10 protein-coding genes are annotated in these 12148 nt (G+C 71.1%); 1 reads left to right on the plus strand and 9 read right to left on the minus strand.

Annotated elements, in window-relative coordinates; genetic code table 11:
• Nucleotides 1-203: 203 nt before the first annotated feature.
• From ABT025_RS02540 to ABT025_RS02555, 4 genes are all read right to left on the minus strand, one after another.
• Nucleotides 204-2378 carry a hypothetical protein gene (locus ABT025_RS02540; RefSeq protein ID WP_350988980.1) on the minus strand — a complete coding sequence of 725 codons (2175 nt, stop codon included), beginning with the start codon at nucleotides 2376-2378 and terminating at the stop codon, nucleotides 204-206.
• 338 nt (nucleotides 2379-2716) lie between these two features.
• Entirely contained in the window at nucleotides 2717-3163 is a 447-nt protein-coding gene (locus ABT025_RS02545; protein WP_350988982.1) for a DUF6113 family protein, read from the minus strand.
• Nucleotides 3160-4059 (minus strand): N-acetyl-1-D-myo-inositol-2-amino-2-deoxy-alpha-D-glucopyranoside deacetylase, encoded by a 900-nt coding sequence (mshB, locus tag ABT025_RS02550; protein ID WP_350988984.1) that lies wholly within the window; start codon nucleotides 4057-4059, stop codon nucleotides 3160-3162. Before mshB ends, ABT025_RS02545 begins: the two co-directional genes overlap by 4 nt.
• A gap of 83 nt (nucleotides 4060-4142) precedes the next feature.
• The gene (locus tag ABT025_RS02555) at nucleotides 4143-4337 is read right to left on the minus strand and encodes a hypothetical protein (RefSeq protein ID WP_326738529.1); all 195 of its coding nucleotides are present in this window, start codon (nucleotides 4335-4337) and stop codon (nucleotides 4143-4145) included.
• Between the two features lie 211 nt (nucleotides 4338-4548).
• On the opposite strand from ABT025_RS02555, the gene ABT025_RS02560 reads away from it, so the two are divergent.
• A complete protein-coding gene (locus ABT025_RS02560) occupies nucleotides 4549-6630 on the plus strand; it encodes a S9 family peptidase (protein ID WP_502971881.1) in 2082 nt (693 codons plus the stop codon).
• Nucleotides 6631-6636: 6 nt separating this feature from the next.
• Here the strand turns inward: ABT025_RS02560 and ABT025_RS02565 are convergent, their stop codons facing one another.
• From ABT025_RS02565 to ABT025_RS02585, 5 genes are all read right to left on the minus strand, one after another.
• Nucleotides 6637-7695, minus strand: coding sequence for a hypothetical protein (locus ABT025_RS02565; protein ID WP_350988988.1), 1059 nt, complete (start codon nucleotides 7693-7695; stop codon nucleotides 6637-6639).
• 219 nt (nucleotides 7696-7914) lie between these two features.
• Nucleotides 7915-9246, minus strand: coding sequence for an ABC transporter ATP-binding protein (locus tag ABT025_RS02570; protein ID WP_350988993.1), 1332 nt, complete (start codon nucleotides 9244-9246; stop codon nucleotides 7915-7917).
• A complete protein-coding gene (locus tag ABT025_RS02575) occupies nucleotides 9236-10213 on the minus strand; it encodes an ABC transporter ATP-binding protein (RefSeq protein ID WP_350988995.1) in 978 nt (325 codons plus the stop codon). Before ABT025_RS02575 ends, ABT025_RS02570 begins: the two co-directional genes overlap by 11 nt.
• Before the next feature lie 13 nt (nucleotides 10214-10226).
• Entirely contained in the window at nucleotides 10227-11201 is a 975-nt protein-coding gene (locus tag ABT025_RS02580; RefSeq protein ID WP_350988997.1) for an ABC transporter permease, read from the minus strand.
• Nucleotides 11194-12117: an ABC transporter permease gene (locus ABT025_RS02585; RefSeq protein ID WP_219570770.1), complete on the minus strand. Its 924-nt coding sequence runs from the start codon at nucleotides 12115-12117 to the stop codon at nucleotides 11194-11196. The genes ABT025_RS02580 and ABT025_RS02585 overlap by 8 nt, the downstream gene beginning before the upstream one ends.
• Between the last annotated feature and the right edge of the window lie 31 nt (nucleotides 12118-12148).

A 12148-nucleotide genomic window follows, 5' to 3' on the forward strand; every position in this document is an offset into this window, starting at 1 on the left:
GGGCGTATACGACACCCCCCCCGGCCGCAGGTCCGGGCGGATACGACACCACCCCCGGCCGCAGGTCCGGGCGGATACGACACCACCCCCGGCCGCAGGTCCGGGCGGATACGACACCACCCCCGGCCGCAGGTCCGGGCGGATACGACACCACCCCCGGCCGGAGGTCCGGGCGGGGGTGGTGGGATGCGGCGGGTGACGGCTCAGCCGTTGCCGCCGAGGTCGATCGTGACGGTCCGCTCGGCCTCGGTCTTGCCGAGCAGCGCGCCCTTCATGGCGAAGGCCACGTCGTCCGGGCCGACCTGGTGCTTCGTACCGTCACCCTTGGTGACCATGATCCCGTCGAAGGTGCTTCCGCAGAGCTCTTCGATGGCCTTCTTGTCGTAGTGGTCGACGAGCCTGCCGTCGACCGGCACCATCGAGAGGATCTTCGGCAGCGACTTGGCCGGGCCGAACGGGATCTCCTTCGAGCCCGCCTTGATGTGGATCAGGCCTGACATCGCGGGCTCCGCGAACTCCTTCATCGCCCGGTCCAGTTCGGCCTGGGTGATGGTGGGTGCGCTGGTGGTGACGGGCAGCGGGACGGTCTTCGCGCTGCCCGTCTCGACCTGGGCGCGGTAGGCGTCACGTACCGACACCATCGACTGGTTGACGTCGAGCGCCTTGCCTGCCTTGCCCGGGACGGCGACGGCCTTGCCCGGCACGAACTTGATCGTGCCGTCGCTGGCCGAACCCGAGGCGCCGGCCAGGTCCTTCAGCGCGACGACGAGCTTCTCCTCGTCGACCGGGATCACCGGGTCGACGTCGCGCTCCCCGCCGAAGAGGGAGCCGATGACGGAGACGGGGTTGTAGTCACTGCCCGCCGCGGCACGCACGGTCGCCTGGCTGTCCAGGGCCAGTCCGGCCTTGTCGGGTGCGAGCTGTGTCTTCTTGCCGTCCACGGTCAGCTGGAGCAGGGCCTTTGACCGCTCGCCGAGCGCGGCGTCCAGCTTCTCGACGGCGTCGTCCCTGGTCCCGCCGCCGATGTCGACACCGAGGACAGTGGTGCCCTTGGGTACGTCGGAGTGGTTCATCAGCAGCCCGGCGCCGTAGGCGACCCCGAGCAGGCAGACGGCGGCCACACAGAGCATGACCAGCTTGGAGCGGCCCTTCTTCGCCGGGGCGCTCGGCGCCGCGGCCGCAGGTGCGGTACGGGCGGCGGGCTCGGCCTCCCGGTCGTCGAATCCGCCCGGTCCGGCCGGTCCGGTGCCCATCGGGCCCGCCGGCGTCCGCGGGGTGGTGTCGGAACCCGGGAACGGGGACGGAGCCCCTGACGCGCGGTGGTCCGAGGGCACGACGGGGATGCCGCTGTTCAGCGTGTCCCCCGAGACGTTGCCCCCGGGGCCGGAGGGGCCCGGTCCGAACTGCGGGGTGAGCACGGCGGTGTCGTCCGACATGCGCGGCGGTGCGCCGCCGGGGGTGCCGGGGCCCTGTGCGCCGCCGGGGCCCGCCGGCCCGCCCGGACCCGCCGGACCCGGGCCGAAGGGCATCCGGCCGTCGAGGTCCGGGGTGAGGGCCGAGGTACCGCTGGCCGGTCCGGTGGTGGGGCCGGCCGGTCCCGGCGTACGGATACCGAGGTTCGGCGTGGAGCGGGGCCCGCCGGACCCGTCGCCGCCGAATCCGTCGGGACCGAAGCCGTCGGAGTCGAAGCCGTCGGGACCGGTCGCACCCGGGTCGCCGGCGCGCTGCGGTCCGTCGGAGAAGTAGGGCAGCTCGGCGCGGGGGCTGCCTGCGGGCGGGGTGGCCGGGCCGGAGCCCGCACCGTCCGGACGGCTGCCGGGGCCACCGGCCGCGAAACCGGCACCGCCCGTACCACCGGGACCACCGGGACCACCGGCCGGGAAGCCGGCCCCGTCCGTGCCGTCGCTCGCCGGGGAGGCGCCCGGGGACTTGCGCGGCGCGAACCAGTCGCTGCCGCTCTTCTCCCTGGCCGGCTTCTCGGCACCGGGCTCCGCCCCGGCCGCCGGCTCCCGGGGCTCGGGGCCCGGTGCGGCCGGAGCCGCCTGCCCGCCGTTGGACGCGGAAGCGCCCGGGCGCGGCGTGGAGCCGGTGCGCTCGCCACCGGCGCTGTCGACGTCGCTCATGGGCGTACGCATGACGACCGGAGGGATGGGGCGCGAACCCGGAATGTTGATCCGGATGCGCGTCGTCAGCGTGGTCTCGGTCCTCGGCTCGTCGGGCTGAGGCGGATCCGCGGCGTCCGGGGATTCCTCCGGGGCGTCCTGCGAAGGGTGCAGCGACGGATACTGGCGGGATCCGTACGGCGGCGTACCCGAGGGGTACGCGGCTCCCCCGCGGCCCTGGGGCCCGGAGGACGAACTGTCAGTTTCACGACTCAAAGCAGGTTCTCCTGATTGGCTCCGCCGCCCGTACTTCCCCCGTCCCGCAGGCCGGGGGGCGACTAGGAGGGTGCTGAAGATCTTGGCCGGATCAGGGAGCGGCGCCTGGTGCGTGCGGCCACGAGAAGCCGGAGCGTACTCGTGGCGAAGCTATGAGGGCGTTGGGTAACGCCACAGATATGCGTGCCAGGCCTCGCGAGCCCGGTCAAGATCTTCAGCACCCGACTAGGCGCGCGAACCACCATACTGGCCGCGGCCGACAGACACCCCGCGACCGGGGGAAACGACTGCGCACCCCCCGGTCGGACAGGGGGCATTACGGGATCGGAGGTGGCACATTACTTGCCAGGTCGGCCGCTGTCGGCGCCCAGTTGGGACGGCCGCGACATGGTGGCGCAGATCACAGCGATGGCCATGCCGCCCAGCATGAAGAGGGCGAGGCCGAGTTCGTCTCCGAAGACGTAGTCCCCTTCCGGTCTGCCACCCAGCAGAACAATGACCGAAATCAGCCATCCCGCGGCGGGCGCCAGAGCTCCTGGCTGCGTGCCCATGAGGCAGCGGCCGCCGTAGAAGAGGCTTGCGGACGCGAGCAGGGCCAGCAGCAATCCGCCCGGGAACCAGGCGGATTGGACCAGGGTTCCCGCGATGCCGACAAGCGCACCGAGAACCGCCAGGCCCAGCAGGGCGGCGATCCGGCGGGGGTTGAGGGGCGCGGCCAGGCCGGTGGCCGGAATGTCCCGTGAAGGTGCGTTGGTCCGGGCGGCCCGCGAACTGCTGCTGCTCACCGGCCCGCCTCCGAAATGCCCGCGAAGAGGTCGCGTTCCCGGGTGTTCCCTCCGTCGCCCGGGGCGCCCTTCACCAACTCGTAGTACTCGTCGGTGAGGACGGGCTGGCCCAGGTTGTTCGACAGGGCGAAGAAGGGGCCGTCGAGCGCGATCTGGGTGGCGTGCGCCCGCATCGCCGCGACCTTCGCCTCGCCGTGTCCGGTGCCGTCGATCTCGGTGGTGATCAGGGCGTCGTCCACCACACCCGGCACGTCGTCGATCGCGGCGACGCCCGGGAACGCGTCCGGGGCGGTGGCCCGCAGCCGGGCGAAGCCGTCCTCTGCCACCGAGCGCGGCACCCGGTTCCAGTAGGTCTTCGCGATGGCGTGCGGAGGGCCGGAGCCGGGGCGGTACGCGGGGTCGGCGGCCAGTTCGGCGGCGCGCGTGGCGACCCGGTGCGCCTGGATGTGGTCGGGGTGCCCGTAGCCCCCGTCGGGGTCGTACGTCACCAGGACCTGGGGGCGCACCTCACGGATCACCTCCACGAGGTACCCGGCGGCCTCGTCGAGGTCGGCGGACCAGAAGGCGCCGGGGCGCCGGTTCTGCTCGGTGCCCATCATCCCGGAGTCGCGGTAACGGCCCGCGCCGCCGAGGAGCCGGTGGTCGGTGACCCCCAGTTCCTTCATCGCCGCCGCGAGTTCGCCCCGGCGAAAGGGGCCCAGGGAGTCGTCCCGGTCCGCGGCAAGATGCGCGAGCTCGGGCGGGATGACCTCGCCCTCCTCGCCGAGCGTGCAGGTCACCAGCGTGACCAGGGCGCCGTCGGCGGCGTACCTGGCCATGGTGGCGCCATTGTTGATCGACTCGTCGTCGGGGTGCGCGTGCACCAGGAGCAGACGCCGGGCGGGGAGATCCGTCATGGGACCACCCTACGAGCCGATGACCGCCTGGGCCGACTGCGGCCGGTTTCCGGACGCGGCAGGACCACGGGCGGCTCCCGGGGTCAGAACTTCATGCCCCCGATCATGCCGGCCACGTTCGTGGTCAGCTCGGAGATGGTCGGTGCGACGGACGAGCTGGCGAGGTAGAAGCCGAGCAGCATGCAGACGACCGCGTGTCCGCCCTTCAGTCCGGATTTCCGGATCAGCAGGAAGACGACGATCGCCAGCAGCACCACCGCCGAAATCGAGAGCACCACAGCGGTTCACCTCCATCTGTACGGTCGGGACAGGCAGCACGCATGGAGCCAGCAGGTTCATACCCACCGAGCGCTACGGATCATAACTATCCGTGGCATGGCATTGATCGGGGCACAGCAGCACGAGGGGCGCACGGACGGCGGGGCCGGCCGATAGGTTCGGCATATGACTTCGCCAGAGATCACCTTCCCGCTGCAGTTGGCCCGGACCATGCGTTTCACCCTCGGTGCACCGCGCGCGTTCACGGTTTCACCCGATGGTGAACGGGTGGCCTTCCTCCGCTCGGGGTCGGGAACAGACCGCTCGGGGCAGCTCCGGGTGCTGGACCTCGGCGACGGCAAGGCCCCGCGGGAGCGGGTCGTGGCCGATCCTGCGGTGCTGCTGGGCGGTTCGGAGGAGCGGCTGTCGGTCCAGGAGCGGGCCAGGCGTGAGCGGAGCCGCGAGGGGTCGTCGGGGATCGTCGGCTACGCGGTCGACGCGGCGGCCGAGTTGGCGGCGTTCGCGCTCTCGGGGAAGGTGTACGTCGCCGAACTGCGTGCCGGAACGGCGCGTGCGCTGCCCGTGCCCGGCCCGGTGATCGATCCGCGCCCCTCCCCCGACGGACGACACATCGCATACGTGTCCAAGGGTGCGCTGCGCGTCGTGGGCGCCGGCGGCGAGGAGGACAGGGCCCTCGCAGAACCGGAGGAAGCGCAGGTCTCCTACGGCCTCGCGGAGTTCATCGCGGCCGAGGAGATGGCGCGCTCGCGCGGCTTCTGGTGGTCGCCGGACTCGGACCGGCTGCTGGTGGCCCGGGTCGACGACAGCCCGGTACGACGGTGGTGGATCGCCGATCCCGCGCACCCGGACCGCAAGCCCGCCGAGGTCGCGTACCCGGCGGCCGGGACGCCCAACGCCGAGGTGCGGCTCTTCGTGGTGGGGCTGGCCGGGGAGCGTACCGAAGTGGTGTGGGACCGGGCCCGGTTCCCTTATCTGGCGCGGGTGCACTGGTCGTCGGACGGGGCGCCGCTGCTGCTGGTGCAGTCCCGTGACCAGCAGAGTCAGCTCTACCTGGCGGTGGACCCGGAGACCGGGGCGACCCGGACGGTGCACGCGGACGAGGACCCGGTGTGGCTGGAGCTGTTTCCCGGTGTGCCCGCGTGGGCGCCGGACGGGCGGCTGGTGCGGATCGCGGACGAGGGCGGGGCGCGGGTCCTCACGGTGGGCGACCGGCCGCTGACCGGGGCCCAGTTGCAGATCCTGACGGTGCTCGACATCGGGGATTCCGACATCCTCGTGACGGCGTCGGCGGGCGAACGGGCGGCCGAGGCGGAGATCGGCGAGACCCATGTGTACCGGGTCAACGAGCTGGGCGTCGAGCGGGTGTCGGAGGGCGCGGGCGTGCACGCGGCGGTCCGGTCGGGCGGGGTGACCGTCATGGTCTCCACCGCGCTGGACGTGCCCGGATCGACGGTACGGGTGTTCCGGGACGGCAAGCAGATCGCCACCGTCGCCAGTCACGCGGAGCAGCCGGTGCTGTCCGCGAGGCCGCAGCTCACCGAAGGGGGCGCACGGCGGATTCCGTGCGCCGTGATGCTCCCCACCGGCTACAAGGAATCGGACGGTCCTCTTCCGGTTCTGATGGATCCGTACGGCGGGCCGCACGGCCGCCGGGTCCTCGCAGCCCAGAACCCGCATCTCACCTCACAGTGGTTCGCGGACCAGGGCTTCGCCGTGATCGTCGCGGACGGCCGCGGCACACCCGGCCGCTCGCCCGGCTGGGAGAAGGCCGTCAAGCACAACCTCACCCTCACCCTCGACGACCAGGTCGAGGCGCTCCACGCGCTCGCGGAGCGGTTCCCCCTGGATCTGGGCCGGGTGGGCATCAGGGGCTGGTCGTACGGCGGCTTCCTGGCCGGCATGGCGGTGCTGAGGAGGCCCGACGTCTTCCACGCGGCGGTCGTGGGTGCTCCGGTCACCGACCAGCGGCTGTACGACACCCATTACACGGAGCGCTATCTCGGCGATCCGGCGACCCAGCCGGAGGTGTACGCGTACAACTCGCTGCTCACCGACGAGGGGCTCTCGCACGCCGCCGACCAGGTGCGGCCGATGATGATCATCCATGGTCTGGCGGACGACAACGTGGTGGTCGCGCACACCCTGCGGCTGTCCTCGGCGCTGCTCGCGGCGGGGCGCCCGCACGAGGTGCTGCCGCTGAGCGGGGTGACCCATATGACCCCGCAGGAGAAGGTGGCCGAGAATCTGCTGCTGCTCCAGGTGGACTTCCTGAAGCGGTCGTTGGGGATGTAGGTCGGTCTACCAGCCCGGTGGCGGCTGCGAGGGCGGCGGGGGCGGCCCGAAACCGCCGCCGCCCTGCGGGTAGCCGTAACCCGGTGCGGGCGGCGGCTGCTGCCCCGGGTACGAGGTGGGGGCGTAGCCGGGGGGACCGAATTCCGGAGGGCCGTAGCCCGGGCCCGGACCCGGTCCGTACGGGCCGGGGACGTCGGCGAAGCCCCTGGGCGCCAGCGCCAGCAGCACCACAAGCCCGGCGACCAGCTCGAGGATCCAGCTCAGAAGCATCAGCTGGGTCTCCGTCGGCAGGGAACCGAAGTCGTCGAGCAGGTCGTAGTGGAGGGCCCGGGCCACGCCCAGTGCCCCGCCGGACAGCAGCAGCGCGGCAGCCACCAGGCCGAACGGCCGTGCGTGCACGGCGCGGAAGAGTGCGCTCGCCGCCGCGACCAGACAGAGCAGCGCCAGTGCCGCGGTGCCCCAGCCGGGCGGCGGGTCGATCACACCGTGCGGGATGCGGTCGTCGCCCACGTACCACTCGGGAAAGATCTCGGGGTACTTCACCATCTGGCGGATCTCCCAGGCGATCAGCACCGCTCCGGCAGCGCCCAGCATCAGGAACGCGGTGACGGAGGCGCCGGGCCCGGGCCGGGAGGGCAGCTGCTCGTAGGAGTCGGCCGGCGGACGGCGGCCGGCCCCGGCGGTGATGAGCAGCGCGATGCCCGCGGCGAGGCCGACGAAGGCGCAGATCAGCGCCCGTGAGCGGAGGTCGTCGGAGAACACCGTCTCCATCCGGCGGCTCCCGATGCCCCAGACCCCCGGCAGCCGTACGGCGAGCGTGATCACTCCGGTGGCGACGAGCACGGTGGCCGCGACCGAGGAGCGCAGCGCGGCGACGGTGGCGAAGGCGTACACCACGAGGAGGGCGACATCCAGGGGCGAGGTGGCGGGCATCGCCCGCGGTCGCGCGTCCCGGAAGCCGGCCCAGTAACGCCACAACTGCTCGGCGTCCACGGCCCTGATGTCCCGTACGAGCCAGCTCGCGACGATCAGGGCGAGCACCGCGCAGAGAGCGGCGCCGGTCACTCTTGCTCCACGGGTGAGTATCACCCCAGCGATACTCCACCGCGCCCGGCCTCCCGACAAGAGGGCCGTCGGCACGGTCCCGACGGGCGACCGGCCGGGGAGACGTGAGTCCCTCCGGCCGGTCCACGGCACCCGCACGGCCGTACGCAGTCCATGCTGGCGGGTCCGTATATCGGACGTGAGACGCCCGAGTTGCCCACGCGTTAACGGACCGGTGGGTCAGCTGACCCGGCTGCTGCCGGAGGGCGGCGGCGGGCTGTCGTCGTCGGCCCCCGCATCCGGCGACGGGCTGTCGTCGGTCCCCGCATCCGACGGCTGCGGCCGGTCCCCCGGCTGCGCGTCCGTCACGGGTGGCTTCCGGGCCTCGCGGTCCACCTGCTCCACCTCGGGACCGGCTCCCGCCTCGCCCTCGCCCACCTGCTCCAGCGTTCCCTCCGGGGGCACCACGCGCTTCTCCTCCGCGAAGTGACAGGCCGAATCGTGCTTGGCCGGGGTGTCGGTGAGCCGGAAGGCCGCCGGGACCGCCAGCAGCGGCACCTCCAGCTCGCACCGCTCCTGCGCCTTCCAGCAGCGGGTGCGGAAGCGGCAGCCGGAGGGCGGGTTGGCGGGCGAGGGCACGTCGCCGTGCAGGATGATCCGCTCGCGGTACTCGCGCGCCATCGGGTCCGGCACCGGCACGGCGGAGAGCAGTGCCTGGGTGTACGGGTGCGTGGGATGGTCGTAGATCTCCTCGTCCGTGCCGATCTCGGCGAACCGGCCGAGATACATCACGCCGACCCGGTCGGAGATGTGACGGACGATGGAGAGGTCGTGGGCGATGAAGACGTAGCTGAGGTTGAACTCCGCCTGAAGCCGGTCCAGCAGGTTGACGACCTGGGCCTGGACGGAGACGTCGAGGGCCGAGACGGGTTCGTCGGCGACGATGATCTCGGGGTTGAGCGCGAGGCCGCGGGCGATGCCGATGCGCTGGCGCTGGCCGCCGGAGAACTGGTGCGGGTAGCGGTTGATGTACTCCGGGTTGAGGCCGACGACGTCCAGCAGGTCCTGGACCTTGCGCCGCCGGTCGCCCTTCGGGGCCACCTCGGGGTGGATCTCGTACGGCTCCCCGATGATGTCGCCGACCGTCATCCGCGGGTTGAGGGAGGTGTACGGGTCCTGGAACACCATCTGGATGTTGCGGCGCACGGCCTTCAGCGCGCGGCCGGACAGTTTGGTGACGTCCTCGCCCTTGTACCGGATCGCGCCGGCCGTCGGCGCTTCCAGGTGCACCAGCATCCGCGCGACGGTCGACTTGCCGCAGCCGGACTCGCCGACGATGCCGAGGGTCTCGCCGGCCGCGAGGTCGAAGGAGACCCCGTCGACCGCCTTGACGGCACCGATCTGCTTCTTGATCAGGATGCCCTGGGTCAGCGGGTAGTGCTTGACGAGGTCGCGGACCTCAAGGATCGGCTCGCCGCCCGCGTACCTGCTGCCCTCCCGCGACTTGGCCAGGAGGTCGCGTGCCACCTCGCCCTCTTCGCGCGCTCCCTTGCGCGAGTGGTCAGCGTGCATCGAGCGTCTCCTTCCAGAAGTAGCAGGCGCTCTGACGGTGCTCGGCCACGTCGAACAGCGGCGGCACGTCCTTGCGGCAGACGTCCTGGGCCATCGGGCAGCGCGGGTTGAAGGCGCAGCCGGGCGGGATGTGGAGCAGGTTGGGCGGCAGGCCCTTGATCGCGTACAGCTCCTGGCCCTTCTGGTCCAGGCGCGGGATCGAGCGGAGCAGGCCCTTGGTGTACGGGTGCGCGGGCGCCTTGTAGATGTCGTGGACCGGTGAGGTCTCCACGATCCGGCCCGCGTACATCACGGCGATCTTGTCGGCGACGTCGGCGACAACGCCCAGGTCGTGGGTGATGAGGATCAGGCCCATGTTCAGCTCGCGCTGGAGCTCCGCGAGCAGGTCCATCACCTGGGCCTGGACGGTGACGTCGAGGGCGGTGGTGGGTTCGTCCGCGATGATCAGCGAGGGTTCGAGGGCCAGCGCCATCGCGATCATGATGCGCTGGCGCATCCCGCCGGAGAACTGGTGCGGGTAGTTGCCGACCCGCTCCTTCGCGGCCGGGATGCGGACCCGGTCCATCAGTTCGACGGCCTTGGCCTTCGCGTCCTTGCGGGACATTCCGCGGTGCACGACGAACATCTCGCCGAGCTGCTCCCCCACGGTGAGCACGGGGTTGAGGGAGGAGAGGGCGTCCTGGAAGATCATGGCCATCTCCCGGCCGCGGATCTTCCGGCGCTCCTCCTTCTTGAGCTTCAGCAGGTCGCGGTCCTTGAAGAGGATCTCGCCGCCGCTGATCTTCCCGGGCGGCATGTCGAGGATGCCCATGATCGCCTGTGCGGTGACCGACTTGCCGGAGCCGGACTCGCCGAGCACGGCGAGCGTCTCGCCCTCGGCCACCGAGTAGTTGACCCCGTTGACGGCCTTGGCGACCCCGTCCCGGGTGTGGAACTCCACGTGCAGATCGCGCACTTCGAGCAACATGGCAGCGGACTCCTCAGCGCAGCTTGGGGTCGAGGGCGTCGCGCACCGCGTCGCCGAGCATGATGAACGCGAGCACGGTGACCGCCAGCGCACCGGCGGGCCAGAGGAGCATGTGCGGGGCGTTGCGGATGTACTGGGACGCGGCGGAGATGTCGATGCCCCAGGAGACGGCCGGCGGCTTCAGGCCGACGCCGAGGAACGACAGGGTCGCCTCCAGGGAGATGTACGTACCGAGCGCGATGGTCGCGACGACGATCACCGGGGCGATGGCGTTGGGAGCGATGTGGCGCAGCATCATCCGCCCGTTGGAGGCGCCGAGGGCCCGGGCCGCCTGGACGTAGTCGTTGTGCTTGGCGGTGATGACGGAGCCGCGGGCGATGCGGGCGATCTGCGGCCATCCCAGGAGCACGATGAAGCCGATCACGGGCCAGACGGTGGAACTGGTCACCACGGAGAGGAAGACCAGGCCGCCGAGGACGACCGGGATGCCGAAGAAGACGTCGGTGAGCCGGGAGAGGATCGAGTCCCACCAGCCGCCGAAGAAACCCGCCAGGCCGCCGAGGATGCTGCCGATCAGCGAGACGCCGATGGTGGAGCAGATACCGACGGTCACGGAGTTCCGGGCGCCGTACACGACACGAGTGTAGACGTCGCAGCCCTGGCCGTCGTACCCGAAGGGGTGGCCGGGCTGCGATCCCTCCTGCGCCTTGTCGAGGTCGCAGTCGAGCGGGTCACCGGAGGCGATGAGCTGCGGCCAGATCGAGATGATCACCAGGAACAGGATGATCAGTGCGGAGATGATGAAGACGGGGTTGCGGCGCAGGTCGCGCCAGGCGTCGGACCACAGGCTCTGCGGCTTGGTGCCCGGTCCCGTCCCCTCGGGACCGCCGGGCGTCTTTTCGAGGCTGTCGCCCTCGTCGAGGGCGAGGTCCATCGTTCCGCCGGCTCCGGCCGACGAGATCGCCTCGTCCGGTGTCTGCTCAGGCATAGCGGATCCTCGGGTCGAGTACGGCGTAGAGCAGGTCGACGATCAGGTTCGCCGCCAGGAAGACAAGGACCAGAACGGTGACGAAGCCGACGACGGTCTGTGAGTTCTGGCGCAGGATGCCCTGGTAGAGCTGGTAGCCGACGCCGTGGATGTTGAAGATCCGCTCCGTGACGATCGCTCCGCCCATCAGGGCGCCCACGTCCGTACCGATGAAGGTGACGACAGGGATCAGCGAGTTGCGCAGCAGGTGCCGGACGACCACACGGCGCCTGGGGAGGCCCTTGGCGGTCGCGGTACGGACGTAGTCGGCGCGGGCGTTCTCGGCGATCGAGGTCCGGGTGAGCCGGGTGACGTAGGCCAGGGAGACGGAGGCGACCACGAGCCCGGGGATGATCAGCTCGTTGAGCGGGGCCTCGCTGGAGACGGACGGTTTGATCACGCCCCATTCCACGCCGAGCAGGAGCTGGAGCAGCAGACCGGTGACGAAGGTCGGGATGGAGATGACGACCAGGGTCAGGATCAGCACGGTCGTGTCGATGGGACGGCCGCGGCGCAGACCCGTGACGACGCCGAGGCTGATGCCGATGACGATCTCGAAGAAGATCGCCACGAGGGTGAGGCGGATGGTGATGGGGAAGGCCGTGGCCATCAGCTCGGTGACCTTCTGCCCGTTGAACGCGGTGCCGAAGTCGCCGGTGAAGACGTTGCCCATGTAGGTGAGGTATTGCTGCCAGACCGGCTTGTCGAGGCCGAATTCCGAACGGAGTTGGGCGGCAGTCGCCGGATCGCACTGGCGGTCGCCGCAGAGACCCGCGATGGGGTCACCCATCACGTTCACCATGAGGAAGATCAACAGCGTGGTGCCGAAGAAGACCGGGATCATCTGCAGCAGCCGCCGGATCACATAACGTCCCATGAAGGGCTCCGGGGGTCGCGGGGTCAGAGGC

The sequence above is a fragment of the Streptomyces sp. NPDC002809 genome, assembly GCF_040295435.1.
Classification (GTDB): Bacteria; Actinomycetota; Actinomycetes; order Streptomycetales; family Streptomycetaceae; genus Streptomyces.

What these genes read in the sequence shown, in the direction of transcription:
- mshB (WP_350988984.1), bottom strand. Translation starts at nt 4,059, where the DNA reads ATGACGGATCTCCCCGCCCGGCGTCTGCTCCTGGTGCACGCGCACCCC.
- ABT025_RS02560 (WP_502971881.1), top strand. Translation starts at nt 4,549, where the DNA reads ATGCGTTTCACCCTCGGTGCACCGCGCGCGTTCACGGTTTCACCCGAT.
- ABT025_RS02585 (WP_219570770.1), bottom strand. Translation starts at nt 12,117, where the DNA reads ATGGGACGTTATGTGATCCGGCGGCTGCTGCAGATGATCCCGGTCTTC.
- ABT025_RS02575 (WP_350988995.1), bottom strand. Translation starts at nt 10,213, where the DNA reads ATGTTGCTCGAAGTGCGCGATCTGCACGTGGAGTTCCACACCCGGGAC.
- ABT025_RS02580 (WP_350988997.1), bottom strand. Translation starts at nt 11,201, where the DNA reads ATGCCTGAGCAGACACCGGACGAGGCGATCTCGTCGGCCGGAGCCGGC.
- ABT025_RS02570 (WP_350988993.1), bottom strand. Translation starts at nt 9,246, where the DNA reads ATGCACGCTGACCACTCGCGCAAGGGAGCGCGCGAAGAGGGCGAGGTG.